This is a genomic window from Parasphingomonas halimpatiens, assembly GCF_036663795.1.
Taxonomy (GTDB): domain Bacteria; phylum Pseudomonadota; class Alphaproteobacteria; order Sphingomonadales; family Sphingomonadaceae; genus Sphingomonas.
In genome coordinates this window covers 26,249-52,400 of sequence record NZ_JAXOJP010000030.1, presented here as the reverse complement: position 1 = coordinate 52,400, position 26,152 = coordinate 26,249, and the positions used below count along the sequence as shown (strand labels likewise).

Sequence of the window (26,152 nt, the reverse complement as noted above, 5' to 3'; positions counted from 1 at the left end):
GCCTATGTTGCCGGCGGGCGGTATCAGTCCAGGCCATCTGCTTCTCCTATCGTCTCGACAACGACGGTGAATCACAACCTACTGATATCGCTCAACCACTTTCCGCTCGGGCTCTTACCAAATCAACATCGTTCACATCGCGTGTGATTGACAGGGGGTTGGGATTAACCAGTGTAGAATCTTGCGCGTTTGCGGATGGTGAAGTGACGATCGATCCCAAAATCGCGAATGCTACGCCACGAAGCCGCTGTTCGTTAAAAAATATTGCGCACCGCGCAAATTTTATTTTTCGTGTTAAAGGGCTATATAATATCATTATGCCACCCAACTCTAAAGAGTTAACAATATTTTTAGATATCAAATTTGTTAACGCATAAATATTAGTGAATATTATGCCACAACAACAAACTATATCTGATCAATAAATACTACGGCTGAGTTCCGCCTCCGCCCCCGCCACCGCCGAGGTTGGCGCAATATATCGCACCGCCGGTCGATGTTACGTTGAGTTGCCCGCTCGATGTCGCACCGAGGCTATCGGCAATCGTATAGGTGAACGTCGATACGCCCTTGTCGTTGGCGTTGATGCTCGCCGTGCTCGCGTTGTAGACCGTGGCACTCGCTGTACCGCTGGTCAGCGTTATCGATTGCAACACCAAGGGAACGTTGTTCTCCGGATCGCTATCGTTCGCCGTCAGGTTTGCAGTGCCGCTCGACCAGCATGGAATTGAAACGCTGTCCGCTACCGCAATAGGTGGCTGGTTGGTCGATGTGGGAGTTGGTGTGGGTGTCGGCGTGGGAGTTGGCGCCCCACAGGAAGGTGCGCCACTGGTTCCAACCACATATTGGGCACGGTTCCCCGCAGCGTCGAAGCAGGTGGCCATGCCAACCCCGTTATTCGGCCCGCCGCTGCGCACGGTGGTAACCAACCGACCGAGCGCATCATAGCTATAAGTGGTTCTTTCCTGCGCCGCGGCGCGCCAACCGGCAAGCAAGCCAAGTGCGCCGGCCGAAACCAGAAGCCAATGTGATCGCCGCATCGAATCGCCCCACCCGTTATGGCACGGACAAAAGCACGCCCGTTTGCCGACCGATAGTTGGAATCTGATCCATTTCGGATGCAATTCGATAGGGTTGGTAGTAACGGCTACCCGGGTGCGCGAGTTGGCGGTGTTAATATCGGGGTGCAACGGCCCCCAATCCGCTCCCCGCCTCGCAAGCCGGGAAGAAGGGGAAGCCACGTACCGTCGATCAAACGTTCACATCGACGAACCCGCCCGCATCGCGGTCGAAGCGCACCATGCCGGCCTCGCCCGACTCATCCAGCCGGACGAGCGGCGTTTCGTAGATTTGCGCGCGCCCTGAGGCGATGTTGGTGGCGATGCGGTCGATCGCCTGGTTGACGTTCGACATGTCGACGCCGTCGAGCGCGCTGAGGCCATAGTTCCACCAGGTGAGCTCGAGCAGCGCGGCGACCACCGCCGGCTCGAAACGGTAGCGCAGGATCCGCGCCGGCGTGCCGCCGACAATGGCATAAGGCGGAACGTCCTTGTTGACGAGCGCGCGCGCGGCGATGACCGCGCCGTCGCCGATCGTCACGCCGCGCCGGATAAGCGCGCCCTCGCCGATCCATACGTCGCTGCCGATGCGGATACGGTGAAACTGCGCGTCGCGGCGCTGCCACCAGCGATGCGCGGCATGATCGAGGATGTCGTGATTTTCGGCGCGGAAGCGATCGGCCTGGCGCCAGTCGAACGCGCCCTGGAACATCGGGCTGGGCGACAGGAAATCGTATGGGTGCTCCTCGACGCCGGCCATGATGTTGTAGGCGATCGAGCAGAAGCGGCCGATCATCGAGATGTGCCGCAACTCGGTCTGGCGCCCGCCCATGAAGGTGAAGGCGCCGATGAAGTCGATGTCGTAAATGCCGGGCCGGATCAGCACGGGCGGTTCGATCATCACCTCGCGCGGATCGGGATGGCCGAAGGTTACGCCCGGCTCGATCCGGACCGACAGGGCATCGAGCATATCGCGCGTCGCGGTCATCGGCGTTCCTCGGGCATTGTCGGCAACGTGCCGATCGACGGGCGAGAGGCCCGCCGACACCCACCCCTTACACCGTCATCGTCAATCGATGAACAGATAGCCCGGGTCGAACCCGGCAAAGCGGCGCAGCGCATCGGCGTCGGGGATGTGGACCCCGCCACCGCGGAATTCGACCAAACCGTCTTCGCGCAACTGGCGCAGCATGCGGTTGGCGTGGACGGCGGTGAGGCCGGTCGCGTCGGCAAGATCGATCTGGGTGACGGGGAAGACGAAGCGCTTGCCGTCGCTCAGCCCGATGCGCTGCAGCCGGACGTTCATCTCGCAGAACAGGTGCGCGAGCCGCACGGCCGCGCCGCGCGCGCCGACCGAGACAATCCATTCGCGGTTGATCGCGGCGTCGATCAGCGTCGAGCGCCACAGCAATTCGGTCAGCGTCGCCGAGGTCTTGGTCAGCGCGCGCACCGCCTCATGTGGCACGAAAGCGACGCGGATCGCGGTCAGCGCGGCGACCGAATGCTCGAGCTTCTTGAGCGGGTAGCTGTGCAGGTCGACGAAATCGCCGGGGACATGGATGGCGAGAATCTGGCGCCGCCCGTCGGGCAGGTCCTTGTAGCGCTCGACGAAACCGTCGAGCAGCAAGGTACACTGAGTGAGCGGCACCTGCTCGCGGACGACGATCTGCTTGGCGCCATATTCCTGCGTGCGAACGAAGGCCGCCTCGAGCGCGTCGCGCTCGGCCGCATCGAGCACCGGCTTGTGATGGGTGCGCAGGAACAGATCGATGATCACATGTGTCTCCCTGGAACCGACCTACGCCGGCCTCGTTGTCTCACCATGACAAACCAGCACAGCGCAACCGGAGTTCCACCGCACGACGTTCCGATGGACGCGGTGGCCGAACAGGGTTTCGTCCTGGTCGACGGGCCCGACGGCGTGGCGGTAACGCTGACGCCCAAAGCGGCATCGGGATCGGCCCAATCGATCGCGCAAGCTGCCTCGGATGCCGCGCAACAGAAGCCGGAAGATCCACCGCCCGCCGGCGATTAATGCGGCGGCATCGGCGCGTGATAGACGTCATGGCATGCCTTGCAGTTCTGCCGCACCACGACCCATTGCGCTGCGACACCGGGCTGATCGCCGGCAGCGGCCAGCGTGGCGAGTTTGTCGGCGGCATCGGCATAGGCGCTCGCCGCCTTGGCGAAGCCGGCCTTGTCGCTCCACACATTGGGCAGTGCCTTGGTGCCGGCACCGTCGCTCCCCGGCGTAAACAGGCCGGGCAGCGTATGCGCCCAGCCAGCCAGCGCCTTGGCGGCAGGAACGAGCGTCTTGACGTCGTCGCCGCGATCGATCGCCGGCTTCATCCCGCCGAACAGCGTGCCCGACATGCGGAAGGCGGCCTGGCGCGCCGGAATGACGGCATCACCAGACTGATCGCCGCCAGCTGCGACGAGCAGCGTCGCGCCCAGCGCCAGTCCGGCAAGCATCAGGGGTTTCATCTTGCTCAAGTGATTGCCCATGTGACGTTTCCTTCCATGCTCCTGGCATGCCGGAGGCTAGGCCGAGGCGCGCCGATCTGCAAGCGGTGGCGGCCGCGTTAACCGGGCCCGCGAGCCCGGCGTTAACCGCATGGGCGGCATAGCGACGACATGCCCTCATCGAAGATCTTTCGCAGTCGCTGGGCGGCCCTGTTATGGGCCGGCGGCGTGCTGTGGACCGCCTATGACGTGGCGAGCGCCGCGCCCGGGCATGATATGCCGGCAAATCAGCAAGCCGCGACGAGCGACGCGACCGGGGTTGCGGTCGACAAGGACGACCTTGCCGTCCTGGCCAATGCGATCGGCGGCTGAGCGGCGCTCAGGGCTTCAGCGCAATATCCCGCAGGTGCCAGCGCTTTTGCGCGGGCGTCGCACCATCGACATCGCCGACGCGGTGCAGCGTGACGGTTCCGCTGGCATGGTAGGGCGCGGCATTGGCCTTGAGGCGGCCATAGAGGACGACGGGGACAGTGACGTAGCGTTGCCCCGCGCCGGCATCGACCCTGCCCGGCGCGCCGATCTGCGCATGATATTCGCTGTAGCGGGCAAAGCTGGCGACAAAGGCATCGGCATTCATCCCCGAGGCGCGGCCATCATCGTCCCACAGCGCGTGCGCCTCGCGATATCGCCCCTCGCCCAGCAATGCATAATAGGTCTGCACGACATCGGCCGCACCCTGCGCGCTGTCGGGGGTGAACTTGCCTTCCGACACCACGCCACCCTTGGGCAGCCCGCCCGGCGTGCCCGGCTCGGGCGGCGCGACGGGAGGTAAAGCGGCTTGCGTCGGCGATGCCGACGCGATGGGTGCGGGAGACGCGCTCACCGCAGCGGCGTGATTGGCGACATCATGGCGACCGGCCTCGGCCGCGGCGTTGATATCGATCGCGCGCTGCGCCGCCTGTTCACCCGAGGGCGAGCAGGCGGCGGCAAGCAGGACCGGCAGGACGATGAGGAGGCGCACAACGCTTTCCCGACAAATGGTTACAGGGCTGCGCGAACGCGCGGGCGCCACGAGACGTTCCGCCATTGGCCGCTTCGTGCAGCTGAGCCCTGCTCAAAAGTCGGTGTAGCGCTCGTTGCCGACAAAGCCGAGCCGGGTGATGCCGGCACGCTTGATCGTCGCCAGTGTTTCGTCGAAGCGGTCGTAGCGCGCCTGCGGATCGGTGGCGACGTGGAGTTCTGCCTTCGCATCGGCTTTCAGGGCGGCGAGCCGCGCCGGCAGTGCTGCCGGTGCTATCGCTGCGCCGTCGAGCCGGAGCGCCCCGTTGGCGGCGAGATCGAGTTGATGGATCACCATCTCGGATTCGTTCACCGGACCCGGCCGAGGCAGGTCGAGCGGCACCTTGTGGGTCATGGCGGGAATGGTCAGGATCATCATCACGAGCAGGACGAGCAGGACGTCGATCAACGGCGTGATGTTGAGCGCGGACATCGGCTGAGGCTCGCGTGCCGGGACGAAGCGATGGCGCGATGCGCCGCGATAGGAAATGGTAGCCACAGGCATTGCCGTTCCTCCTCATGTTATGGTGTAACGTAACTCTTTCAGGAAAGCACTGTCAACCCTCGGCTGCGCGTCGCGTTCTGCGGGGGTTAGCCCTCTGCCTGGCGGCGCGGCGAACGCGGTGCGCGCGGCGCGCCCGGCTTCGCGACCGGCGGCGCGAAGCCGAGCTCGAGCAGATTGGCGACCCGCGCATCGCGCGCCGCCGCCGTGCGCGCGCCGAGCACGATCACCACGATACGCTTGCCGTCGCGCTGGGCCGAGGCGGCGAGGTTGTAGCCCGCATCGACCGTATAGCCGGTCTTGATGCCATCGACCCCGGCCACCTTGCCGAGCAGGTGATTATGGTTGCGCATGACGCGTGTCTGCCAGGTCACCTTGCGCGTGCTGAAATAGGCATAATTGCCGGGGAAGCGCCTGATCAGCGCAAGCGACAGCCGCGCCATGTCGCGCGCAGTGGTGCGGTTGCCGGGGTTCTTCAGGCCGGTCGCGTTGGCGAAGCTTGTGTCGCGCATGCCGAGTTGCTGCGCGCGCGCATTCATCCGATCGACAAAGACCTTTTCGCTGCCGGCGAGCCGCTCGGCCAGCGCGACGGTGACGTCGTTGGACGAGTTGACCGCAATGACCCCGAGCGCATTGCGCAAGGTCAGCGACTTGCCCGCGGCGATGCCGAGCCGCGAGGCCGGCTGGCGTGCCGCCGCGCGCGAGATCGTGATCGCCGAGGTCGGCTTGAGCCGACCGTCGGCCATCGCCTCGAAGGCGAGGAACATCGTCATCATCTTGGTCAGCGATGCCGGCGCACGCACCATGCCGGGCGCGTCGGCATAGAGCGTTCCGCCGGTCGCGGCATTCACCACCAACGCCGATATCGGCAGCACCGGGCGCGGACGCGCGACCACCGCGGGTGTAGAAATTGCGGTTAGCAGGGCCGCCGCCAGCCCCAACACTCGGTTACGCAACACGATACGCCAATACCTTCCAGGCTCCCGCCAAAACAGGCGCGAGCACGATCGCGCCATGCGCCTGCGGCGTGCCGCCGCGTGCACAAGACGAACCGAACCGGATCAGGTTCCGTGCGACCCGCAGGCCAAAAACGACGGGAACCTACTCGCGCCTGTCATCGCCGTGGCGCTCAGCAGTTTTCATATTTCCAGTTGCGCTTTTTGCCCTCGCGCAGCCAGCCGATCGCCTCGGCGACGCGCTTGTCGCGCGTTTCAAGCCGCTTGGCGTCGGCGATCCATTCGCAATATTCGCGCCGGCAACTCGGCGCGAAGGCGGTGAAATTGGCGTTCGCCGCCGCGTCGGCAGCCAGGGCGGCGGCCAGCGCCGCGGGGACCTCGGCTTCGGGTTTCGCCGGACGCGCGGCGCGTTTGGGGCGGTCCTCGGCGGCGGCGAGCGCGACTGCATCGCGGATCGCCGCGTCGAGCACGTCATCCTCAGGCAGGTCGGCGAGCGAGGTGAGCCGACCGAATTGTCCCATCCCGTCCTGCTCGCCGCCCGCCCCCATCCCGGCACGGTCCCAGAAGCCGAAGCTGGCATGGCCCTTGAACGCCGCCATGTTGGCGAGCGGCCGGCCGCGACAAAGAAAGAACGGCATGCTCCATTTGATCGTCTCCTCGACATCGGGGCAGACGGCATGAAGCCGTGCGCGCAGATGCGTGAGGATCGGCCGCGCAAATTCGGCGCGGGCGGCAATATAGGCGTCGATGCGCGGATCGGTCGTCATGGCGCGACTCCCAGGGTCGCGCCAGATTAGAGTCCGCTCAGCCGCGCATCAAGGGCGCAGCGCCTGGTCATCGGCGTCGTCGAGATCGTCCTCGTCATCCACCGTTCCCGCGTCGAAATCGCCCTGCACCTCGTCCTCGGCGACGGCGGTGTCGCTTTCGTCGGCATCGTCGTCTTCCTCGCCGACTTCCTCGCTGTCCATCTCGAGATCGTCATCGTCTTCGTCGCCGAGATCGGGGACGAGGTCGGTCAGGATATTGCCGTCGGTCGGGCCGTTGCGCGTCGCCTCGAGGATTTCGGCGCGCTGGCTCTCGTCATAGCCTTCCTCGTCATATCCGTCGTCGCCCGTACCCGCGCCGGGAACCTGGTGTCCGCCCATGATCGTCTCCTATGCCTGTCTGCCGCGAACGGTCAGACGCGCCTCCGGGTTCCGTGGACCTGCGCCGGGGCGAGATCAAGCCGGGCGGAACAGCCGGCCGCGCTCGGTGACCGCGACGATGACGAAGGCGATGATCCCGGCGAGCAGGAAGCCGAGATGCAGCGGGATCGTCGTGCCGGCAAAGGACTGGCCGATCGCCGCCCCGATCACCGCGCCGAGCGTGATCGCGCAAAAGCCCTGGATGCTCGACGCGGTACCGGCGACCGCGCCCATATTGGTCATCGCCAGCGACGAGAAGTTCGAACTGGCGAGCGCAAAGCAACCCATCACCATGCCCTGCAGCACGACGAAGGCGAGCAGCGTCTCGCCCCCGCTGAGCGCAAGAGCGAGCGAGCCGCACGCGACGACGATCAGCAGCGCCAGCGCCGATTGCGACAGCACGCGCGAGCCAAGCCGCATCACGACGCGCGAGTTGAACAAATTGGTCACCGCCATCACGCCGGCGGTGCAGGCGAACACCACGTTGAGCAGGTGCGGCTTGTGGAACACCTCGGCGACGACCTGCTGGATCGAGGTGATGTAACCGAACAGCGCGCCCTGCATGACGGTCGCGGCGAGCATATAGCCGGTCGACCAGCGATCGGCGAGCGTCTGCCGGGCGCCGAGGATCGTGGCGGCGACCGAATAAGGGCGCTTCTCGGCCCGATCGAGCGTTTCGGGCATGCGGCGTGCGTACCACAGCATGACGATGAGGGTGAAGCCGCCGATCACGCCGAAGATCAGCCGCCACGAGCCGAACAGCAGCACCCCCTGCCCCATGGTCGGCGCGAGCACCGGCGCGATCATGAACACCATCGCGGCAAGACTCATCACCTTGGCCATCGGCCGGCCCGAATAACAGTCACGCACGATCGCGATGGTGACGACACGAGTCGCGGCGACCGCCACTGCCCCGGCGAAGCGCGCGACGAGCAGCAGGGTGAAGCTGCCGGCCAGCGCGGCGGCGAGGTTGCACAGGAAATAGACGCCGAGCGAAGCGAGCATCACCGGGCGACGGCCGAAATGGTCGGCCAGCGGGCCGTGCAGCAATTGCCCAAGCCCCAGCCCGATGAGATAGACTGCGATGACATATTGCTGGGCATTCTCGCTCGGCGCGCCGAGCCGGGCGCCGATTTCGGGCAAGGCCGGCAGCATGGCATCGACGCCGAGCGCGCCGAGCGCCATCAACGCCGCAACCATCGCGACGAATTCGCCAAGCGGGATCGGCGCCCGCTGATCGGCGGGATGGGGCGACAGTGACTGCGTCATGGTTTCGCACATGCAGCAAAGCGACGCGCGGGTCGACCCTTGACGTGCCACTTCATGCCGCTATAGTGTATTGCTGCACTATATCACTTGGAGTTGCTTTCGATGTCGCGCACCCTGCTCATTGCCGTCCTGTGCGCCCTGCCGCTCGCCGCCTGCGATGCCGACAAGGACGGCGGCAAGGCCGGCACGACGATCTCGCTCAACGCGCATGATTCCGACGGCAATGTCGTCGCCGGGATCGACGGCAATACCGGCGACATGGCGATCAACGCCCCCGGCTTTTCGGGCAAGATCCACCTGCCGAAGATCAAGCTCGACGCCTCGAATTTCGACATGAACGGCGTGCACCTCTATCCCGGCTCGACGATCTCGGGGATGAACATCGATGCGCATGATCGCGGCCCGGGCAGCGACGATGACGGCACGGTCAAGGTCACGTTCGACAGCCCCGCCCAACCCGACGCGGTGCGCGCCTGGTTCGAGCAGAAGCTCAACGCCGCCGGATTCAGCGTGAAGGCCGATGGGACCGGCCTGTCTGGCACGACCGATGAGAAGAAGCCGTTCACGCTCGACCTGCGCCCGTCCGGCACCGACCATGCGCGCGGTGTGATCACGATCGGATAAGGTTGCGGCGCGGCGGCTTCGGGCGCGCCGGAGACATCGCGCGGTTTCCCTTGCCGGCCGAACGCCCTATATCCGGTCGTTTCGTGAATCCGCGACTGGAATAATATCATGCTCGACACCATCGCCGCCCAGGTCCCGCCGCTGTCGCTCGCCGACGAGGCCGCCGATCCCGCTGCCTTTGCCGCGGCGCTCGGCGGGTCGTTCGAGCGGTTCGGCTTCGCGGTAATTTCCGACCATGGCGTGCCGCAGGATTTGATCGACCGCGCCTGGGCGCTGACCGAGGAATTCTTCCGCCTGCCCGAGGAAGAGAAAAGGCGCTATTTCGTCGCGGGCGGCGGCGGGGCGCGCGGCTATACCCCGTTCAAGACCGAGATCGCCAAGGACGCGACGCATGTCGATCTCAAGGAATTCTGGCATATCGGTCGCCAGCTCGCCGCCGGGCACCGGTTCGAAAGTCAGATGGCGCCGAACATCTGGCCCGAGCGGCCCGAGGGGTTTCGCGAGACCTTCATCGAGCTGTTCGCGGCGTTCGACACCGCCGGCGACCGGCTGCTGTCGGCGATCGCGCGACATCTCGGCCTTGCACCCGACTGGTTCGACCATGCGGTGAAGGACGGCAATTCGGTGCTGCGGCTGCTGCATTATCCGCCGATCCCGGCCGATGCCGAGGGCGTCCGCGCCGGTGCGCATGAAGACATCAACCTGATCACGCTGCTGCTCGGCGCCGAGGAAGCCGGGCTGCAATTGCTCGACAAGGACGGCCATTGGCTGTCGATCAAGCCGCCCGAGGGCGCGATGGTGGTCAATGTCGGCGACATGCTGCAGCGGCTGACCAACCATGTGCTGCCCTCGACGACGCACCGCGTGATCAACCCGGCGCCCGAACGGCGCGGCTTCTCGCGCTATTCGATGCCGTTCTTCCTCCATCCCGCGCCCGATTTCCTGATCGAGACGCTGCCGTCGACGATCACGCCCGACAATCCCAATCGCTATCCGACGCCGATCACGGCGCACGACTATCTGCACGAGCGGCTGGTCGAGATTGGTCTGGTCAAGAAGTAAAGGCGCCATACCTCCCCGGCACGGAGCATCGGGTTGGATTGCCCCCGGCAATCCAAGATTGTGCCGGGGGCACAATCGACCCGATGCTGGGGACCGCCGACCGCAGATCGGTGGTGGAGGGGGCTCACCACGAGCGCTGCGTTCGCGGCGCCCCCCTCCACCATCCTGCGGATGGTCCCCCTCCCCGTTCCGGGGAGGAACTGCTTGAACCACCGTCTGCCTTCCGGCTAGGCGCATTGCATGACTGAACCTCTCCGCATCGCACTCGCCGGCCTCGGTACCGTCGGGGGCGGCGTCATTCGCCTGCTCGCCGCCAATGGCGACCTGATCGCGCGGCGTGCCGGGCGGCGGATCGAGATCGTCGCGGTGTCGGCGCGCGACCGCAACAAGGATCGCGGCGTCGACATTAGCGGGCTCGACTGGGTCGACGACACGACCGCGCTGGCGCATCACGACAAGGTCGATGTGGTGGTCGAGTTGGTCGGCGGTTCCGATGGCCCGGCGCTGACGCTCGCCCGCGCCACGCTCGCCGCGGGCAAGAGCTTCGTCACCGCCAACAAGGCGATGATCGCGCATCACGGGCTCGAACTGGCGCGCGTCGCCGAGGCGGCGCAGGTCGCGCTCAAGTTCGAGGCGGCGGTGGCCGGCGGGGTGCCGGTGATCAAGGGCCTGCGCGAGGGCGCCGCGGCCAATGCGCTGTCGCGCGTTTACGGGATCCTGAACGGGACGTGCAATTTCATCCTCTCGACGATGGAAGCGGAGGGCCGCGACTTTGCCGAGGTGCTGGCCGAGGCGCAGGCCAAGGGTTTCGCCGAAGCCGATCCGAGCTTCGACATCGACGGCGTCGACGCAGCGCACAAGCTGTCGATCCTCGCCAGCCTGGCATTCGGCACGCGGCCGGCGTTCGGCGAGGTGGCAACGAGCGGCATCCGCCATGTGCTCGCCGCCGACATCGCCGAGGCGGCCGCGCTGGGGTATCGCATCCGGCTGCTGGGTCTCGCCGAGGATGGGCCGGGCGGGCTGTTCCAGCGCGTTCACCCGCATCTCGTGCCGCTGAGCCATCCGCTGGCGCATGTCACCGGCGCGACCAACGCCGTGGTGGCGGAGGGCAATTTCGTCGGACGGCTGCTGTTCCAGGGTGCCGGCGCGGGCGACGGACCGACGGCGAGCGCGGTGGTCGCCGACCTGATCGACATTGCGCGCGGCGAGTTCGGCCCGGCCTTCGCGATGCCGGCCGACGCGCTGACCGCGCCCGCCACCGCCGACAGCGGCGAACGGCGCGGGCGCGCCTATGTGCGCTTCACCGTGGCCGACAAGGTGGGTGTGTTGGCCGAGATCGCCGCGGCGATGCGCGACGCTGGCGTCTCGATCGAGAGCCTGATCCAGCGCGGCACGATGAGCGACGGCACCGTGCTGGTCGCGATCGTGACGCATGAAGGTCCGGAGCGATCGGTCGCCCAGGCGCTGGAGAAGCTGCGTGGTTCGCAGAGCCTCGCCGGCGCGCCGGTCTGGATGCACATTCTCGGTTAGGGTCGCGCTATGGCTCGATCTTCGAGGGCGGTGGCGGCGCATCGTCGAGCGGAATCGCGACGCGGTTCGACTTGTCGGGATGCTTGGCGAGGCCGCTTTTCACCGCGCCGACCAGCGCCGCGAGGATCGGCACGATCGGCGGGCCGAAACCGACCTGGCAACCGCCCTGGCGCGCCGCGCATGGCGTTCCTTCAGCGTTAAGCGCGCCGCGCCCGTTGAGCTCGGGATTGACCGGGACGGGTCCTTCGGACGGGCCGCGATCGTCGCGCAGCGGCAGTCGCTGCTGCTGGTTGGTCGGCGCGCAGACGACGACATCCTTCGAGCCCTCGGGCGCCGGCGTACAGGCCGGCGACGGATCGACGAGAATCGAGATTTTGGGCGGCGGGGTGCCGCGACCCGGATCGGATGCCGCAGCGGGTGGCGTCGCCGCTTGGGCGAGAAGAAGTAGAAAAATCATGGCGCAAGGGGCCTTTCGCCGCCGAGTACGACACCGTGTTGCGTGCTGACCGTCATCCCCGCCATGCCGCAGCCGACCTGAAACAGCCGGTGTTCTCGGCAATTGTTGGTGCGGGCGAGCAGACGCTCGCGCTCGGCGGGGACGCCTTCGTTGGCTGGGTTGTCACGGTCGACCTTGATCAGCGGCACGCGGTAGCGGTCCGCCCGGCGGCGCCCACAGACGGTCACCTCACGCGAATCGGTCGGTGCGGTGCATGTCGGCGAGGCGCGCGTGAGCGCGTGCTCCTGCGCGATCCAGTCGGCGCTCGGGTCTGCGGCCAGCATCATGATCAAGCCAAGCATGCCTTGGCATAGCAAACAAGACGCCGTCAGGCGAACGCGGCGCTATTCCGCGACGTGCAGGATCGTCCGGGTGCGACTGGGGCAAAGGGTTTGCCCGATCAGCGCGCAGCGCCGCCCCGTTTGCCGCAACGCATCGGCTTTGGCGGTCGACAGAGTCGGTTCATCGATCGGCAGGCGATAGGGCGACCGCGACGACGCGCAGATGCCCGTCGCGCTGTAGCCGCAACCGGCAAGGTGAAGGCGCGACTCGAACGGGCGCCGATGGCGCGCGCGATGACGCACCACGCGATGATGCACCTTGTACGCCACAGGATGGGACGCGACGGGCGTCGCGGCGGCAAGGAGCAGGCTGAGTGCGATCATGTTCGTTCCCCGTTGGATGGAGAAACGACCAACCCGCAGCCGATCAGTTGGTTGCGTCGCTGGTTCCGACGGGCCCGACGCCGAGGCGCGGCAGTTCGATCGCGGGGCAGCGATCCATCACGACCTTGAGCCCGGCGGCCTCCGCGCGAGCGGCGGCGGCGTAGTCGATCACGCCAAGCTGCGTCCACACCGCCTTCGCGCCAATCGCGATCGCCTGATCGATCGCCTCCCCCGCAGCGGCCGAATTGCGAAAGATGTCGACCAGGTCGATCGGATCGCCGAGCTGGGCGAGGTCGCGGAACACGAATTCGCCATGCACGTGCTCGCCGGTGATCTGCGGATTGACCGGGATGACGCGGTAGCCATGCGCCTGGAGCGTGGCCATCACGCGGAAGGACGGGCGATCAGGGCGGTCCGATGCGCCGACCAGCGCGATGGTCCGGGTGGATTCGAGCAAGGCCTTGATCTCGGCGTCCTCGGTCAACGGCATCGCCCTACCCTCCCGACATCAATGGCTGTCGATCCAGTGCAGCACACGCTGCGCCACGGCGTTGAACGCCAGCGCCTCGGGACCGTTCCCCGCAGTCGGCGGCGCTCCGGCATCGGACGCCTCGCGAATCGCGATGTCGAGCGGGATGCGGCCGAGGAAATCGATCCCCAGCACCGCCGCCGCAGCCTCCGCCCCGCCGCGGCCGAACGGATCCGACACCTCGCCGCAATGCGGGCATTGATAGCCCGCCATATTCTCGACCAGCCCGATCACGGGCACCCCGGCCTTGACGAACAGGTCGATCGCGCGGCGTGCGTCGATCAGCGCGAGATCCTGCGGGGTCGAGACGATCACCGCGCCCGCCGGCTTGTGCTTCTGGATCATGGTCAGCTGAACGTCGCCGGTGCCCGGCGGCAGATCGATCACCAGCGTATCGGCGAGCCCCCAGTCGGCATCGACCAGCTGGCCGAGCGCACCGGCGGCCATCGGCCCGCGCCAGGCGATCGCCTGGCCGGGTTCGACCAGTTGGCCCATCGACAGCAGCGGCACGCCAAAGGGCGTTTCGACCGGGATCAGCAGCTTGTCGCGCGCGATCGGCCGCGAGCCGACCACGCCGAGCAGGGTCGGCTGCGATGGGCCGTAGATGTCGGCATCGACCATGCCGACGCGGCGGCCGAGATTCTTCAGCGCGATGGCGAGATTGGCCGAGACGGTCGACTTGCCGACGCCGCCCTTGCCGCTGGCCACAGCGATCGAGATGCGGCGCGAACGTGTGCTGGTCTGCGCGATTCGCACCGTTTCGATGCCCGCGACGCCCGAAGCGGCGCCACGCACCGCCTCTTCCAGCGAATCGCGCGCGGGCTGGTCGAGCCCGGTCACGTCGAGAATGATACTGGCGCGGCCGCCGTCGCGGCGCGGCGTGGCGCGCGGGCCGGCAACGGCGGAAAGGGCTGCGGAAAGCGCGGTGTCGAGCGGGTCTATATCGGTCATGCCGGCCAGATAGGCCGCGCAACGCCGGTTGCCACTGTTTTTCCCGTCATGCCTACCTATAAAGGGCGCATGACAATGCTCTCCCGCTGGCGATCGCGCGCCGGTATCATGACCGTGGACGGACCCAAGAACCCGTGGGGGCCCGGCAACGGCCCGACCGGCGGGGACGATAATGGCGGCCCGCGCAACCCCTGGGCCGTGCCGCCGGGCGGCAAGCGCGGTACGCCGGGGCCAAGCGCGCTCGACGAACTGCTGCGCCGCGCGCGTGGCGGCGGCGGTGGTGGCTCGGGCGGCGGGCGACCCGGCATCCCCGGGGCGCCCGGGCCCCGCGCCCTATGGGGCATCGGCACCGCGCTGATCGTCATTGCTTGGCTGCTGCTGACCGGCTTCCATCCGATCGCGCCGCAGCAACGCGGCGTGGTGACCTTGTTCGGACGCTATTGGGGGACGCTCGAACCGGGCTATAATTTCACCCTGCCTGCCCCGTTCGCCGACGTGACGCGCGTCGATGTGCAGCAGATTCGTCTGGAGAATTTCCCGGAAAGCGGCGACGCCGAGAATCTGACGCTGACCGGTGACCGCAACATCATCAATCTGTCCTATGCGGTGCGCTGGAGCATCACCAGCCCGGAGGACTATGTCTTCCAGATCGCCGAGCCCCGCGCGACGGTGCGCGCGACCGCCGAAAGCGCGATGCGCGAGGCGGTTGCCAATATGAGCCTCGACGACGCGATCGGCAAAGGCCGCAGCAGGATCGAGTCGCAGGTCCAGCAGCGCATGCAGCACATCCTCGACGAATATCATTCGGGCATCCGCATCACCGGCGTTGCGGTCAACCGCGCCGTCGCGCCATCGGCGGTAAGTGACGCGTTCAAGGATGTTACCGCTGCGACCACCGATGCGGTGTCGGCGCGCAACGCTGCGCAGGGTTATGCCCAGCAGCTGATCGCCAAGGCGCAGGGCGAGGCCGGTCAGTTCGACCGCGTTTATGTCCAATACAAGCTCGCGCCCGACGTGACACGCCGGCGCATGTATTACGAGACGATGGAAGACGTGCTCGGCAAGAGCGACAAGACGATCGTCGAGACACCCGGCGTGATGCCTTACCTGCCGCTCGGCGCCGCCAGGCGCGCTGCCGAACCCGCCGCGCAACCGGGAGCCGCCAAGTGAACCGCACCCTGCTCCGCAATCCGATCACGCTGGCGATGGTCGCGCTGTTCGTGCTGATCGTGATCGGCAACACGCTGACGATCGTCCCCGAAACCAGCCAGGCGGTCATCCTGCGGCTCGAAAAGCCGGTGCGGACGGTCAACGCCTTTCGCAGGGGCGAGCGGTTTGGCGACACCACCGGCGCCGGGCTGATCGCGCGCATTCCGTTCTTCGACAAGATCGTGTGGGTCGACAAGCGTATCCTCGACGTCGATTACGACAACCAGCAGGTGCTGTCGTCGGATCAGCTCCCGCTCGAAGTCGACGCCTATGCGCGCTTTCGCGTGGTCGACCCGCTCAAGATGGTCGTGACGGCGCGCAGCGAGCGCGGTGTGACCGATGCGCTGCAACCATTGCTCGGCAACGCGATCCGCAATGAACTGGGCAATCAGCCCTCGGCGACGCTGCTGACCCCGGAACGCGAACGGGTGATGGACAATATCCAGGCCCGGCTGCAGAAACTCGCTTCGCAATATGGCGTCGAGATCGTCGATGTGCGGATCAAGCACGCCGATCTGCCGAGCGGCAGCCCGCTGGACAGCGCGCTCGACCGGATGCGCTCGGCGCGCAAGCAACAGGCGACGACGATCCGCGCACAGGGTTTCCGCGACGCGCAGATCATCCGTGCCGATGCCGAGGCACAGGCGGCGAACATCTACGCCACCAGCTTCAACAAGGACCCCGAATTCTACGATTTCTATCGCGCGATGCAGTCCTACCGCACGACCTTCAACGGCGGCGCGCAGTCACCGGGCGCGACGTCGATCATCCTGTCGCCCGAGAACAGTTATCTGAAGCAGTTTGTCGGCCGAAAGTAGCAACCGGACATGCTGTCGAACCGTTCATATTCAATCGCCGTTCAGCATCGCAGCCCGATAGAGGCGCGATAGCCCCCGCGGCAGACGAGAGGAACACAACCACGTGCGTTACGCCTATGCTATTACCGGTGCCCTTCTGCTCAGCGGCGCGGCCGCCGCTGTAACGCTCACCCCGCCCGCCCAGACGGCGCAGAACGAGCCCGGCGTCATTGCCGCCACCGCTCCGCGCCCGGGCGCGCCGATGAGCTTTGCCGACATGGTCGCGAAGCTCCAGCCGGCGGTGGTCAACATCTCGACCAGCCAGCACGTCCCCGTCCAGCAGGCCGCAAACCCCTTTGCCGGCACGCCGTTCGGTGAATTGTTCAACCAGATGAACGGCCAGCAGGGCGACGGCAACGGTCAGCCGGCGACGCGCGAGGCGCAATCGCTCGGATCGGGCTTCCTGATCTCGGCGGATGGCTATGTCGTGACCAACAATCACGTCGTCGCGCCCGGCGCGAAGGGCGCGACGGTCGATTCGATCACCGTCACGCTGATCGACCGCAAGGAATATAAGGCCAAGCTGATCGGGCGCGATCCCACCTCCGACCTCGCGCTGCTCAAGATCGACGCGACCAACCTGCCCTTCGTGCGCTTCGGCGATTCGGATCATGCGCGCGTCGGCGACTGGGTCATCGCGATCGGCAATCCGTTCGGCATCGGCTCGACCGTCACTGCGGGCATCGTCTCGGCGCTGCACCGCGTCACCGGCGGCGGCGCCTATGATCGCTTCATCCAGACCGATGCGGCAATCAATCAGGGCAATTCGGGCGGCCCGATGTTCGACATGAACGGCAACGTCATCGGCATCAACTCGCAGATCTTCGCCGGCCAGTCGGGCGGCAATATCGGCATCGGCTTCGCCATCCCGGCCGGCGACGCCAAGCCGGTGATCGAGAAGCTGATGAGCGGCACCAAAATTGCGCGCGGTTATCTCGGCGTCGGCCCACAGCCGCTCGACGACGATCTCGCTGCGGCGCTCAACCTGCAGAAGAACCATGGCGAGTTGCTCCGCACGATCGAGCCGGGCGAGGCAGCCGCCAAGGCGGGCTTGCAGGTCGGCGACGTGGTGGTCCGCGTCGGCGGCAAGGACGTCACGCCCGACCAGTCGCTGAGCTATCTCGTCGCCAATGTCGCGCCGGGCACACGCGTACCGATCGAGGTCATCCGCCAGGGCAAGAATTTGACGCTGACCGCGACGATCGGGACGCGTCCGTCGGAGGACCAGATCGCGGCGCTCACCGGTGGCAGCGGCGGCGATGACGATGCGCTGGGCAGTGGCGATGGCGATTCGAAGTCGCCCGGCCAGGCCTCGGCCAACGCGCTCGGTCTTTCGGTGCAGACGCTGACGCCGCAGATCGCACGGTCGATCGGCGTCGACTCGACGGTACGCGGCGTGGTGATCGCCACGGTCGATGCCTCGACCGATGCCGGGCAGAAGCTGAAGCGCGGCGACGTCATCGTCGCGGCAAACGGTGTGCCGACGACCGCGCCGGCGCAGCTTGGCGCGGTGATCGCCCAGGCCAAGCAGGCCGGCCGCGACCAGGTCGCCTTGCTGGTGGTGCGCGGCAAGAGCCCTGCCGTCTTCGTCGGCGTCAAGCTCCGCAAGTAAGCTAGCCATCGTTCGCCCGGCCCCCTAAAGATTCGTCTCCCGACCGCATGGCGGCGGGAGACGAGCCTTTCGGGAGTGGGGAATGACGGACGAGACGGGTATCTTCATCGGCAGCGGCGCGGGCGGCACCCCGCAGCTCCAGCTCGAGTTGAAGCGCGCCAACCGCCATGGCCTGATCGCCGGGGCCACCGGCACGGGCAAGACCGTGACGATCCAGGGCATCATCGACGGGCTGTCGCGCGACGGCGTGCCGTGCTTCGTCGCCGATGTGAAGGGCGATCTCTCGGGGCTGGCCATGGCGGGCTCGCCCACCTCCAAGCTCCACGACATTTTCGCCGCGCGGGCGAAGGAGATCGGCTTCGACGGCTGGTCGTATAGCGACAATCCGGTGCAGTTCTGGGATCTGTTCGGCGAACAGGGCCATCCGATCCGCACCACCATCTCCGAAATGGGGCCGCTGCTGCTGTCGCGGCTGATGGGCCTCAACGAGGTGCAGGAAGGCGTGCTGACGATTGCCTTCACCGTCGCAGACAAGGAAGAGCTGCTGCTGCTCGACCTCGACGATCTTCAGGCGATCCTCGTCGATTGCGCCAATCGCGCCGACGAGCTGACCGTGACCTACGGCAACATCACCAAGCAATCGGTCGGGACGATCCAGCGCTCGCTGCTGCAGCTGCGCAGCCAGGGGGGCGAGCATTTCTTCGGCGAGCCGGCACTGGCGATGGACGACTTCATCGGGGTCGATGACAAGGGCCGCGGCATCGTCAACATCCTCGCCGCCGACAAGCTGATGGCGAGCCCCAAGCTCTATTCCACCTTCCTGCTGTGGTTGCTCAGCCAGCTGTTCGAGCACCTTCCCGAGATCGGCGACCCCGACAAGCCCAGGCTGTGTTTCTTCTTCGATGAGGCGCACCTGCTGTTCGACGACGCGCCCAAGGCGCTGCTCGACAAGATCGAACAGGTCGTGCGGCTGATCCGGTCTAAGGGCGTCGGCGTCTATTTCATCACACAGAACCCGATCGACATTCCCGACAGCGTCGCGGGACAGCTCGGCAACCGCGTGCAGCACAAGCTCAACGCCTTCACGCCGCGCGACCAAAAGGCGGTGCAGGCGGCGGCCGACACCTTCCGCGCCAACCCCGGCGTCGACGTGTCGACCGCGATCACCGAGCTGAAGGTCGGCGAGGCGCTGGTGTCGCTGCTCCAGCCCGACGGCGCCCCCGCGCCGGTGGTGCGCACGCTGATAAAGCCGCCCAGCTCGCGCGTCGGCCCGGTCACGCCGCAGGAGCGCGCGGTGATGATCCAGACCGACCCGATCGGCGACAAATATGACAAGCTGCTCAACCGCGAGTCTGCCGCCGAACTGATCGGCACAAAGACGCGCGAAGCCGCCGCCGCCGCCGCCGAGGCAAACGCCAAGACCGAGGCCGACAAGGCCGCCGCCGCCCAGGCCAAGGAAGATGCCCGCGCCGCCAAGGACGCCGAGCGTCAGCGCATCGCCGACCAGCGCGAGGCCGATCGCCAGGCACGGTTGCAGGCGCAGCAACAGGCGGCAGAGGCACGTGCCGCCGCGAACAGCCCGTGGAGCCGCATGGCGACCTCGGCCGCGCGCTCGGCCAGTTCGGCGATCGGGCGCCAGGTCGCCAACGAGGTTGCCAAATCGGTGTTCGGATCGTCGCGCGGCGGCGGGGCGAGCATCGTCGGGGGACTGGTGCGCGGCGTGCTGGGCGGGCTGTTCAAGGGGCGGTGATCGCGCGGGTCGCCTCGCTCCAGGTCGGGCAGATCGCGCCGCTCGGCCCCGATGCGGTGCCGAGCGGCTTCGTCAAGCAGGCGGTCGCCGGCCCGGTCGAGGTGGGGACGCTCGGGCTCGATGGTGATGCGCAGGCGGACCTGACCGTCCATGGCGGGCCGGAAAAGGCGGTCTATGGCTATGCCGCGAGCCATTATCCGCTTTGGGCGAACGACTTTCCGAATCTTGCCGACCGCTTCGTGGCGGGGAGCATGGGCGAAAATCTGACGATCGCCGGCATCGACGAGTCCGATCTCTGCGTCGGCGACGTCCATGCCATCGGCACCGCCTTGTTGCAGCTGTGCCAGCCGCGCCGGCCATGCTTCAAGCTGGCGCTCGCGCTCGGCGAGGCGCGGCTCGGCAAGGCGATGGTGCGCAGCGGTCGCTCGGGCTGGTATTACCGCGTGCTGCGCGAAGGCGCGATCACGGCCGGCGACGCGGTTACGCTGGTGGAGCGGCCGAACCCGGCGTTCGCCTTTTCGCGACTTGTCACAATAGTCAATCTGGGTGGAGCCGATGTGGTGGAGATGCGCGCGATGGCCGAGATGCCGGGCGTCGCCAGCCGCATCGCCGCCAGGGCGCGCGCCGCGCTGGATTCGTGACCGGCGCAGATGAAGGATCGATGCGGATTGGAGGAACGCCGAAATGCTTATGCCATTTTTGATGCTGCTGCAGGCGGCCTCGCCACCGCTTTCCGGTGTGCAAATTGAGCCTGGTGATGCGATGATCATTCGTCCGCAGGACGATGGCACCGTGACCATCATCGAGCACCATGCCAGGCCGGAACAACATGCCGGCCCGGGCGAGGTGAAAGTCGAACTCGCGACACGCGACGCCGGGACCTCGCTGACGGTTGAGAAAAACGATGCGAAGTTGCTCGACTATCGGGCCATTATCACCGGGCCTGATGGCAGGTCGCAATCGACAAGTGTCTGTCGGGTCCTGCCGGACAACAAGCTGAGCTTGGAATATTGGCCCTACCGTCTCCGCAATATCAAACTGATCGCCTTTCATCGTACCACCGAGACCGACATTATCTGCCGATAGCCTCGCGGTTACGCGCCCGGAACGAAAGCGCGGCTAATTCGTCCTTGGGTGATGCCGTTTCGAGATCTGATCGCCAGCCCGCGCGCGCACTGGGCCGCCGGCATCGTCGCCGGCGTGAGCGTGCTTCTGCTGCTCCTGCTCGCCGCCTTCCCGTGGGGAATATTGCGCGAAACGGTGGCGCAACGGGCCAGCGAGCGGTTCGGCCGGCAGGTGACGATCGGGCGGATCGAACGGCTCGACCGCTTCTCGTTCAAGCCGACCATCGCGATCCATGATCTCAGCGTGCCGCAAGCCGCCTGGGCGGGCAAAGGCACGCTGGCGCATATCGTCACGGCACGCGTACGTTTTTCGGCCTGGGCGGTGCTGATCGGGCGGTTCGAACCGCTATCGGTCGAGATCGACGGATTGCGCCTCGCGCTCGCCCGCGACGCGCAGCACCGCGTCAACTGGCGCAAGGACGGCGCCGCGGCCGGCGGTGATGGTGCTGCGCCAAAGATCACCCATTTGATACTCCGCGACGCGCGCGTGACCTATCGCGATGCCTTGCGGCAGCGCTCGTTCGATCTGACGCTGTCATCCGATGCGCAAGGCTTTCGCGTCGGCGGCGTCGGTGTCGTGCGCGGGCAATCCGTCAGCGTCACCGCGCGCGGACCGGCCGTGACTCCGGACGGCAAGCCATGGCCATTCCAGGCAAGGATCGACGGACCGGCGTTAACGATGAGCGCTCGCGGCACAATGGACGCCCCGCTCGATACGCACCACATGACGATCGACGTCGCCGCCCGCGCGACCAATCTCAATCTGATCGACGCGATCATCGAGGCCGGTCTGATCGAGACGCAGCCGGTAACCCTCACCGCGCACGCACGACGCGATGGGCGTGACTGGAATGTCAGCAGCGTCACCGGGCGGATCGGCCAGTCCGACATCGCCGGGCATATTACCGTCCACAAGGCCGATGGCCGCACCCGGCTGGACGGCGCGATCGTCGCCGATCGGCTGCGCTTCAACGACTTTTCCTCGAACGAGGGGCTCGCCAAAGCCGCGGCGCTGACGCGGGCCGAGGGCGAGAAACTCGTGCCGAACCTGCGCATCAACATCGCCAAGATCGCCACCACCGACGGCACCATCGAGTTCACCGTGCGGCATCTGATCGATAATGGCGGCGCCGGCGCCTTTACCGGCCTCAGCGGGCGCGTGACGATGGACCGTCAACTGATGACGGTCGATCCGCTGCGCTTCACGATGCAGCGCGGAACGATGAGCGGCACGCTGCGCGTCGACCAGCGCGGCGGGCGGCCCATTCCGCTCGTGACGATCGACCTCGCGATCCGCGATTCGAGCCTCGGCGTGATCGCCGGCACCGCCGGCGGTGCGGTCGACGGACGGTTCGACGCGCGGGCGCGGCTCAGCGGCGCGGGCAGCACGATCCGTGAGGCGGTCGGCAATAGCGACGGCACGCTCGGCGTGGTCGCGCGCGACGGGCGGCTGCCGGCGAGGATCGCCTCGATGATCGGCTTCGACGCGGGGCGCAGCCTCTTCACCGGCGGGGACGAAGAGGCAGGGCTACGCTGCGTGGCGCTCCGTCTTGACCTGCGTCACGGCGTCGGGCGCGCCGATCCGTTCGTGATCGACACCACGCGCAGCCAGTCCAACGGTAGCGGCACTATCACCTTTCCGGCCGAAACGCTGGCGCTCGACATGACCGGGCGGCCCAAGGATCGCATCGTGCTGCGCCTGCCGGGCTCGCTGCATATCGGCGGCACGATCAAGCAGCCCGAGCCGGTGATTCCGCCGGGGGTCAAATCGGTCGGCAACATCTTCAAGGCGATCGGGCGCGCGATTCGCGGCGATCAGGGGCCGCTGGCGCGCGATGCGGATTGCGCGGGGCTGGCGCGGCGGGTGCTGCAATAGCCGCGAATTCGCGGTGTTACGTTCAGCTTCAATGTGCCACGATCATGTCATGAGCCAGAGCAAGACCATCCCCTCCCCCGCCGAGCTGACTCTGCGCGGCATCCTGCTCGGCGGCGTCATCACGCTGCTGTTCACCGCGGCCAATGTCTACGCCGGACTGAAAGTCGGCCTGACCTTTGCGACCTCGATCCCGGCCGCAGTGGTATCGATGGCGATCCTGCGCTTCTTCAAAAATGCCAGCATCCTTGAAAACAACATCGTCCAGACGATCGCCTCGGCGGCGGGCACGCTGGCGGCGATCGTGTTCGTGTTGCCTGGTCTGATCATGATCGGCTGGTGGACCGGCTTTCCCTATTGGACGACGGTCGCGGTGTGCATCACCGGCGGGGTATTGGGCGTGATGTTTTCAGTGCCGCTACGCCGCGCGCTGGTGACGGGATCCGACCTGCCCTATCCGGAGGGCGTGGCAGCGGCGGAAGTGCTAAAGGTCGGCTCGGAATCTGCCAAAGGCGATCTGGAGAATGCCAAGGGCCTGCGGGTAATCATCTTCGGCTCGATCGTTTCAGCGGGCTATGCCCTGCTTGCAGCGATGAAGCTGGTAGCACCGGAGGCGGCGAAGAATTTCCGCATCGGCGGCACCGCCACGGGTTTTTCCGCCAGCTATTCGATGCTTCTGATCGGCGTCGGCCATCTCGTCGGCATCTCGGTCGGCATGGCGATGTTCGTCGGCATGCTGATCGCCTGGACCGGGCTGGTACCTTATCTCGCCTCGTTCCACGCCGCCGCGGAACCGGTCGATGCCCTGATCAAGACGGTCTTCCGTGATCAGGTGCGGTTCGTCGGTGCCGGGGTGATCGGCGTCGCCGCCATGTGGTCGCTATTACGGATCATCGGGCCGATCATCGCCGGCCTGCGCTCCGCGATGGCCGCGTCGCGTGCCAGGGCCAGTGGCACGGTGCTCGAATTGACCGAACGCGACCTGCCGATCGGTATCGTTGCTGCGGCGACGGCTTTGACGCTGCTGCCGATCGGATGGCTGTTGTGGAGCTTCTCGACCGGAGGCCCGGTCCATGAGCATCCATTTGCCGTGATCGGCGGCACGCTGGTCTATATCCTGATCGTGGGCATTATGATCGCCGCAGTATGCGGTTACATGGCCGGACTGATCGGCGCGTCGAACTCACCGGTCTCCGGCGTCGGGATCCTCGCGGTCCTTGGCGCATCGCTGCTGCTGGTAGCGATCTTCGGCCACAGCATCGACCCGGAGCGAACCTCTGCGCTGATCGCCTATGCACTGTTCACAACCGCGATCATCTTTTCGATCGCCACCATCTCCAACGACAACCTGCAGGACCTGAAGACCGGGCAGCTGGTCGGGGCGACGCCGTGGAAACAACAGGTCGCGCTGGTGATGGGCGTGGTCTTCGGCTCGCTGGTCATCCCGATCGTACTCGATCTGCTCAAGAACACGCTCGGTTTTGTCGGGATGCCCAATGCCGGCGAGAACGCGCTTTCGGCACCCCAGGCGGCGTTGATCTCGTCGATCGCCAAAGGCGTCCTTGGCGGCAGCCTCGACTGGAACCTGATCGGCGCCGGAGCCCTGCTCGGTGCCGTGGTAATCGCCCTCGACGAACTGCTCGGGCGCTCCGGCAAAATGCGCCTGCCACCGCTGGCTGTCGGCATGGGCATCTATTTGCCGATGTCGCTCACGCTGTTGATTCCGGTCGGCGCTGTAATCGGCTATTATTATGATCGCTGGGCGAAGCGATCGTCGTACCCCGCCTTTGCCGAGCGCATGGGCGTGCTTGCCGCAACGGGCCTGATCGTTGGCGAAAGCCTGTTCGGCGTCGCCTTCGCCGGAGTACTGGCCTGGGCGAATCGCAACACGCCCGTCCCGCCCAACGATGCGCCCCTGGCTATCATGGGTGCGAGCTTCGAAACCGTCGCGCTGGGAGCGGCGCCCGTGGTCTTTGCCGGGTTGATCTACGGTTTATACCGCTGGACGAAAGCCAAATCGCAATAGCTACGACGAGCGCAGCCCGAGACTCACGTCAGCGCGGTGAGCAGGTTGGCGATGTCGAAAAAGGCGAAGGCGACCGAGCTGTCGGCGACGCCATAGGGCACGAACAGCTTGCTGCCATGGCGTAGCGCGCCACAGGAGTAGACGACGTTGGGCACATAGCCCTCGCGATCCTGGTCGGCGGCGGCGAGGATCGGCTCACGCGTGCGGCCGATCACCTTCGACGGGTCAGCCTTGTCGAGCAGCACCGCACCGATCGAATATTTGCGCATCGCGCCGACGCCGTGGGTCAGCAGCAACCAACCCTCGTCGAGTTCGATCGGCGGGCCGCAATTGCCGATCTGCACCAGCTCCCACGGATATTTCGGGGTGAGCAGCTTCTCGCCCTCGTCCCAGTGCAGCAGCGTGTCGGATTGCAGCAGGAACAGATTCTCGCCGTCCTGCCGGCCGATCATCATATATTGGCCGTTCACCTTGCGCGGGAACAGCGCCATGCCCTTGTTGCGCGCCGCCGGGCCGGTCATCGGCACGAGATCGAAGGCGCGGAAATCGCGCGTGCGCATCAGCTCGGACTGGATCATCGAGCCGTTATAGGCAGTGTAGGTGCCGAGCCACTCGACGCTGCCATCGTCATGCGTGAACTGGACGAGGCGGAGATCCTCCAGCCCCTTGGACTGCGCCTTGGTGATCGGGAAGATGACGGTGCCCGACAGCGTCGAATCGCGGTGGCGATAGACGGTGATCTCGCCCTCGGGCATTTCCTCCTCATCGAGATCGATCGCATCGGTCGCGGTGGCGAAGGGCGGCTCGGGCGCCAGCTTGAGCTCGTTATTCTCGGTGATGATCCCCTCGCGGAACGCGACCGAGGAAATATGGCCCTCACCCACCGCGCGCAGCGACATCAGGATGCGCATCGAGCCCGGCGGCATACCCGACTGGTCGAAATGCGGCACCGCGCTGGGGTTCATCAGCGCCGCGGCGGCATAGCTATATTCGTGGCAGAAATAGGCGCCGATCAACTGGCGCTTCTCGTCGCCGATCTCGCTGCCATCGAAACCGAGCTGCGCCTCGATCTCGTCATAACGCGTCATGAACACGCGGCGGGTCTGCCAGTGGCGCGCCTCGAAATCCTTGAGCACCACCTCGAGCTGGGTCCGCGTCTCGGCCATGCTCATCGCCCGCACCTCGGCGACCAGTCGTTCGGTGCGATTGCCGCCGTTTCCGGCCCAGGCAAGGTGGAACGGCCGCACCACGACCCGCGACGGATCGGCATGCAGCCGCAGGCTATGCTGGAAAAACTCGATCAACGGTCGTGCCTCGCTTGGCTGTCGCAACGCGGCGACGTTCCGAGCGAGG

30 protein-coding genes are annotated in these 26,152 nt (G+C 66.3%); 14 read left to right on the top strand and 16 right to left on the bottom strand.

The window, feature by feature from the left end; translation table 11 throughout:
- Positions 1–377: hypothetical protein (locus tag U1839_RS21505; RefSeq protein WP_332805622.1), on the top strand; the 377-nt coding region annotated here is incomplete at its 5' end.
- A gap of 51 nt (positions 378–428) precedes the next feature.
- Here the strand turns inward: U1839_RS21505 and U1839_RS21500 are convergent.
- The 3 genes from U1839_RS21500 to U1839_RS21490 form a co-directional block, all read right to left on the bottom strand.
- Entirely contained in the window at positions 429–1,040 is a 612-nt protein-coding gene (locus U1839_RS21500; RefSeq protein WP_332805621.1) for an Ig-like domain-containing protein, read from the bottom strand.
- A gap of 211 nt (positions 1,041–1,251) precedes the next feature.
- On the bottom strand, positions 1,252–2,046 hold the full coding sequence (locus tag U1839_RS21495; RefSeq protein WP_332805620.1) for a CatB-related O-acetyltransferase: 795 nt from the start codon (positions 2,044–2,046) through the stop codon (positions 1,252–1,254).
- 81 nt (positions 2,047–2,127) lie between these two features.
- Entirely contained in the window at positions 2,128–2,835 is a 708-nt protein-coding gene (locus U1839_RS21490) for a Crp/Fnr family transcriptional regulator (RefSeq protein ID WP_332805619.1), read from the bottom strand.
- A gap of 45 nt (positions 2,836–2,880) precedes the next feature.
- Between U1839_RS21490 and U1839_RS21485 the strand changes: the two genes are divergently transcribed.
- Positions 2,881–3,093 carry a hypothetical protein gene (locus U1839_RS21485; protein ID WP_332805618.1) on the top strand — a complete coding sequence of 71 codons (213 nt, stop codon included), beginning with the start codon at positions 2,881–2,883 and terminating at the stop codon, positions 3,091–3,093.
- Here the strand turns inward: U1839_RS21485 and U1839_RS21480 are convergent.
- The gene (locus U1839_RS21480; RefSeq protein ID WP_332805617.1) at positions 3,090–3,563 is read right to left on the bottom strand and encodes a c-type cytochrome; all 474 of its coding nucleotides are present in this window, start codon (positions 3,561–3,563) and stop codon (positions 3,090–3,092) included. The two genes, U1839_RS21485 and U1839_RS21480, sit on opposite strands and share 4 nt — an antisense overlap.
- 129 nt (positions 3,564–3,692) lie before the next feature.
- Between U1839_RS21480 and U1839_RS21475 the strand changes: the two genes are divergently transcribed.
- Positions 3,693–3,893 (top strand): hypothetical protein, encoded by a 201-nt coding sequence (locus U1839_RS21475; protein WP_332805616.1) that lies wholly within the window; start codon positions 3,693–3,695, stop codon positions 3,891–3,893.
- Between the two features lie 7 nt (positions 3,894–3,900).
- Here the strand turns inward: U1839_RS21475 and U1839_RS21470 are convergent, their stop codons facing one another.
- The 6 genes from U1839_RS21470 to U1839_RS21445 all read right to left on the bottom strand — a co-directional run bounded on the left by U1839_RS21470 (position 3,901) and on the right by U1839_RS21445 (position 8,491).
- Positions 3,901–4,542 carry a hypothetical protein gene (locus U1839_RS21470; RefSeq protein WP_332805615.1) on the bottom strand — a complete coding sequence of 214 codons (642 nt, stop codon included), beginning with the start codon at positions 4,540–4,542 and terminating at the stop codon, positions 3,901–3,903.
- Positions 4,543–4,635: 93 nt separating this feature from the next.
- Positions 4,636–5,085, bottom strand: coding sequence for a biopolymer transporter ExbD (locus U1839_RS21465; protein ID WP_332805614.1), 450 nt, complete (start codon positions 5,083–5,085; stop codon positions 4,636–4,638).
- Positions 5,086–5,171: 86 nt separating this feature from the next.
- Positions 5,172–5,978, bottom strand: coding sequence for a D-alanyl-D-alanine carboxypeptidase family protein (locus U1839_RS21460; RefSeq protein WP_332805613.1), 807 nt, complete (start codon positions 5,976–5,978; stop codon positions 5,172–5,174).
- A gap of 233 nt (positions 5,979–6,211) precedes the next feature.
- Entirely contained in the window at positions 6,212–6,805 is a 594-nt protein-coding gene (locus tag U1839_RS21455; RefSeq protein ID WP_332805612.1) for a YdeI/OmpD-associated family protein, read from the bottom strand.
- A 48-nt stretch (positions 6,806–6,853) separates the two neighbouring features.
- Entirely contained in the window at positions 6,854–7,183 is a 330-nt protein-coding gene (locus U1839_RS21450; RefSeq protein ID WP_332805611.1) for a DNA primase, read from the bottom strand.
- A 75-nt stretch (positions 7,184–7,258) separates the two neighbouring features.
- Positions 7,259–8,491: a Bcr/CflA family efflux MFS transporter gene (locus U1839_RS21445; RefSeq protein WP_332805610.1), complete on the bottom strand. Its 1,233-nt coding sequence runs from the start codon at positions 8,489–8,491 to the stop codon at positions 7,259–7,261.
- Between the two features lie 102 nt (positions 8,492–8,593).
- Between U1839_RS21445 and U1839_RS21440 the strand changes: the two genes are divergently transcribed.
- The 3 genes from U1839_RS21440 to U1839_RS21430 all read left to right on the top strand — a co-directional run bounded on the left by U1839_RS21440 (position 8,594) and on the right by U1839_RS21430 (position 11,707).
- A complete protein-coding gene (locus U1839_RS21440) occupies positions 8,594–9,115 on the top strand; it encodes a hypothetical protein (protein ID WP_332805609.1) in 522 nt (173 codons plus the stop codon).
- 108 nt (positions 9,116–9,223) lie between these two features.
- Complete coding sequence (locus U1839_RS21435; RefSeq protein ID WP_332805608.1) at positions 9,224–10,177, top strand: isopenicillin N synthase family dioxygenase; 954 nt, start codon at positions 9,224–9,226, stop codon at positions 10,175–10,177.
- A 240-nt stretch (positions 10,178–10,417) separates the two neighbouring features.
- Positions 10,418–11,707: a homoserine dehydrogenase gene (locus U1839_RS21430; RefSeq protein WP_332805607.1), complete on the top strand. Its 1,290-nt coding sequence runs from the start codon at positions 10,418–10,420 to the stop codon at positions 11,705–11,707.
- A 7-nt stretch (positions 11,708–11,714) separates the two neighbouring features.
- On the opposite strand, the gene U1839_RS21425 is transcribed toward U1839_RS21430, so the two are convergent.
- Genes U1839_RS21425 through U1839_RS21405 form a run of 5 tightly spaced genes read right to left on the bottom strand, consistent with a single transcriptional unit; the run spans position 11,715 to position 14,348 of the window.
- Positions 11,715–12,164: a hypothetical protein gene (locus tag U1839_RS21425; RefSeq protein ID WP_332805606.1), complete on the bottom strand. Its 450-nt coding sequence runs from the start codon at positions 12,162–12,164 to the stop codon at positions 11,715–11,717.
- Complete coding sequence (locus tag U1839_RS21420; protein WP_332805605.1) at positions 12,161–12,496, bottom strand: hypothetical protein; 336 nt, start codon at positions 12,494–12,496, stop codon at positions 12,161–12,163. The genes U1839_RS21425 and U1839_RS21420 overlap by 4 nt, the downstream gene beginning before the upstream one ends.
- Before the next feature lie 51 nt (positions 12,497–12,547).
- Positions 12,548–12,868 carry a hypothetical protein gene (locus tag U1839_RS21415; RefSeq protein WP_332805604.1) on the bottom strand — a complete coding sequence of 107 codons (321 nt, stop codon included), beginning with the start codon at positions 12,866–12,868 and terminating at the stop codon, positions 12,548–12,550.
- A gap of 43 nt (positions 12,869–12,911) precedes the next feature.
- Positions 12,912–13,358, bottom strand: coding sequence for a CoA-binding protein (locus tag U1839_RS21410; protein ID WP_332805603.1), 447 nt, complete (start codon positions 13,356–13,358; stop codon positions 12,912–12,914).
- A gap of 18 nt (positions 13,359–13,376) precedes the next feature.
- Positions 13,377–14,348, bottom strand: a complete 972-nt coding sequence (locus U1839_RS21405; RefSeq protein ID WP_332805602.1) for an Mrp/NBP35 family ATP-binding protein — start codon at positions 14,346–14,348, stop codon at positions 13,377–13,379.
- Positions 14,349–14,417: 69 nt separating this feature from the next.
- Here U1839_RS21405 and hflK point away from each other — a divergent pair, with 69 nt between their 5' ends.
- From hflK to U1839_RS21365, 8 genes are all read left to right on the top strand, one after another.
- On the top strand, positions 14,418–15,518 hold the full coding sequence (hflK, locus tag U1839_RS21400; protein ID WP_443030652.1) for a protease modulator HflK: 1,101 nt from the start codon (positions 14,418–14,420) through the stop codon (positions 15,516–15,518).
- Between the two features lie 35 nt (positions 15,519–15,553).
- Entirely contained in the window at positions 15,554–16,375 is an 822-nt protein-coding gene (gene hflC / locus U1839_RS21395; RefSeq protein WP_332805625.1) for a protease modulator HflC, read from the top strand.
- A gap of 103 nt (positions 16,376–16,478) precedes the next feature.
- A complete protein-coding gene (locus tag U1839_RS21390; RefSeq protein ID WP_332805600.1) occupies positions 16,479–18,026 on the top strand; it encodes a Do family serine endopeptidase in 1,548 nt (515 codons plus the stop codon).
- 82 nt (positions 18,027–18,108) lie between these two features.
- Positions 18,109–19,776 carry a helicase HerA-like domain-containing protein gene (locus tag U1839_RS21385; RefSeq protein WP_332805599.1) on the top strand — a complete coding sequence of 556 codons (1,668 nt, stop codon included), beginning with the start codon at positions 18,109–18,111 and terminating at the stop codon, positions 19,774–19,776.
- On the top strand, positions 19,773–20,417 hold the full coding sequence (locus tag U1839_RS21380; protein WP_332805598.1) for an MOSC domain-containing protein: 645 nt from the start codon (positions 19,773–19,775) through the stop codon (positions 20,415–20,417). The genes U1839_RS21385 and U1839_RS21380 overlap by 4 nt, the downstream gene beginning before the upstream one ends.
- A 43-nt stretch (positions 20,418–20,460) precedes the next feature.
- Complete coding sequence (locus U1839_RS21375) at positions 20,461–20,862, top strand: hypothetical protein (protein ID WP_332805597.1); 402 nt, start codon at positions 20,461–20,463, stop codon at positions 20,860–20,862.
- A gap of 51 nt (positions 20,863–20,913) precedes the next feature.
- Positions 20,914–22,776: an AsmA family protein gene (locus U1839_RS21370; protein ID WP_332805624.1), complete on the top strand. Its 1,863-nt coding sequence runs from the start codon at positions 20,914–20,916 to the stop codon at positions 22,774–22,776.
- A gap of 49 nt (positions 22,777–22,825) precedes the next feature.
- Positions 22,826–24,799 carry an OPT family oligopeptide transporter gene (locus U1839_RS21365; RefSeq protein WP_332805596.1) on the top strand — a complete coding sequence of 658 codons (1,974 nt, stop codon included), beginning with the start codon at positions 22,826–22,828 and terminating at the stop codon, positions 24,797–24,799.
- A gap of 23 nt (positions 24,800–24,822) precedes the next feature.
- Here the strand turns inward: U1839_RS21365 and U1839_RS21360 are convergent, their stop codons facing one another.
- The gene (locus U1839_RS21360) at positions 24,823–26,103 is read right to left on the bottom strand and encodes a glycoside hydrolase family 130 protein (protein WP_332805595.1); all 1,281 of its coding nucleotides are present in this window, start codon (positions 26,101–26,103) and stop codon (positions 24,823–24,825) included.
- Between the last annotated feature and the right edge of the window lie 49 nt (positions 26,104–26,152).

What these genes read in the sequence shown, in the direction of transcription:
- hflC (WP_332805625.1), top strand. Translation starts at nt 15,554, where the DNA reads ATGGTCGCGCTGTTCGTGCTGATCGTGATCGGCAACACGCTGACGATC.
- U1839_RS21430 (WP_332805607.1), top strand. Translation starts at nt 10,418, where the DNA reads ATGACTGAACCTCTCCGCATCGCACTCGCCGGCCTCGGTACCGTCGGG.
- U1839_RS21415 (WP_332805604.1), bottom strand. Translation starts at nt 12,868, where the DNA reads ATGATCGCACTCAGCCTGCTCCTTGCCGCCGCGACGCCCGTCGCGTCC.
- U1839_RS21450 (WP_332805611.1), bottom strand. Translation starts at nt 7,183, where the DNA reads ATGGGCGGACACCAGGTTCCCGGCGCGGGTACGGGCGACGACGGATAT.
- U1839_RS21455 (WP_332805612.1), bottom strand. Translation starts at nt 6,805, where the DNA reads ATGACGACCGATCCGCGCATCGACGCCTATATTGCCGCCCGCGCCGAA.
- U1839_RS21445 (WP_332805610.1), bottom strand. Translation starts at nt 8,491, where the DNA reads ATGACGCAGTCACTGTCGCCCCATCCCGCCGATCAGCGGGCGCCGATC.
- U1839_RS21485 (WP_332805618.1), top strand. Translation starts at nt 2,881, where the DNA reads ATGACAAACCAGCACAGCGCAACCGGAGTTCCACCGCACGACGTTCCG.
- U1839_RS21365 (WP_332805596.1), top strand. Translation starts at nt 22,826, where the DNA reads ATGAGCCAGAGCAAGACCATCCCCTCCCCCGCCGAGCTGACTCTGCGC.
- U1839_RS21425 (WP_332805606.1), bottom strand. Translation starts at nt 12,164, where the DNA reads ATGATTTTTCTACTTCTTCTCGCCCAAGCGGCGACGCCACCCGCTGCG.
- U1839_RS21500 (WP_332805621.1), bottom strand. Translation starts at nt 1,040, where the DNA reads ATGCGGCGATCACATTGGCTTCTGGTTTCGGCCGGCGCACTTGGCTTG.
- U1839_RS21385 (WP_332805599.1), top strand. Translation starts at nt 18,109, where the DNA reads ATGACGGACGAGACGGGTATCTTCATCGGCAGCGGCGCGGGCGGCACC.
- U1839_RS21410 (WP_332805603.1), bottom strand. Translation starts at nt 13,358, where the DNA reads ATGCCGTTGACCGAGGACGCCGAGATCAAGGCCTTGCTCGAATCCACC.
- U1839_RS21495 (WP_332805620.1), bottom strand. Translation starts at nt 2,046, where the DNA reads ATGACCGCGACGCGCGATATGCTCGATGCCCTGTCGGTCCGGATCGAG.
- U1839_RS21440 (WP_332805609.1), top strand. Translation starts at nt 8,594, where the DNA reads ATGTCGCGCACCCTGCTCATTGCCGTCCTGTGCGCCCTGCCGCTCGCC.
- hflK (WP_443030652.1), top strand. Translation starts at nt 14,418, where the DNA reads ATGACAATGCTCTCCCGCTGGCGATCGCGCGCCGGTATCATGACCGTG.
- U1839_RS21375 (WP_332805597.1), top strand. Translation starts at nt 20,461, where the DNA reads ATGCTTATGCCATTTTTGATGCTGCTGCAGGCGGCCTCGCCACCGCTT.
- U1839_RS21465 (WP_332805614.1), bottom strand. Translation starts at nt 5,085, where the DNA reads ATGCCTGTGGCTACCATTTCCTATCGCGGCGCATCGCGCCATCGCTTC.
- U1839_RS21405 (WP_332805602.1), bottom strand. Translation starts at nt 14,348, where the DNA reads ATGACCGATATAGACCCGCTCGACACCGCGCTTTCCGCAGCCCTTTCC.
- U1839_RS21435 (WP_332805608.1), top strand. Translation starts at nt 9,224, where the DNA reads ATGCTCGACACCATCGCCGCCCAGGTCCCGCCGCTGTCGCTCGCCGAC.
- U1839_RS21480 (WP_332805617.1), bottom strand. Translation starts at nt 3,563, where the DNA reads ATGGGCAATCACTTGAGCAAGATGAAACCCCTGATGCTTGCCGGACTG.
- U1839_RS21370 (WP_332805624.1), top strand. Translation starts at nt 20,914, where the DNA reads ATGCCGTTTCGAGATCTGATCGCCAGCCCGCGCGCGCACTGGGCCGCC.
- U1839_RS21475 (WP_332805616.1), top strand. Translation starts at nt 3,693, where the DNA reads ATGCCCTCATCGAAGATCTTTCGCAGTCGCTGGGCGGCCCTGTTATGG.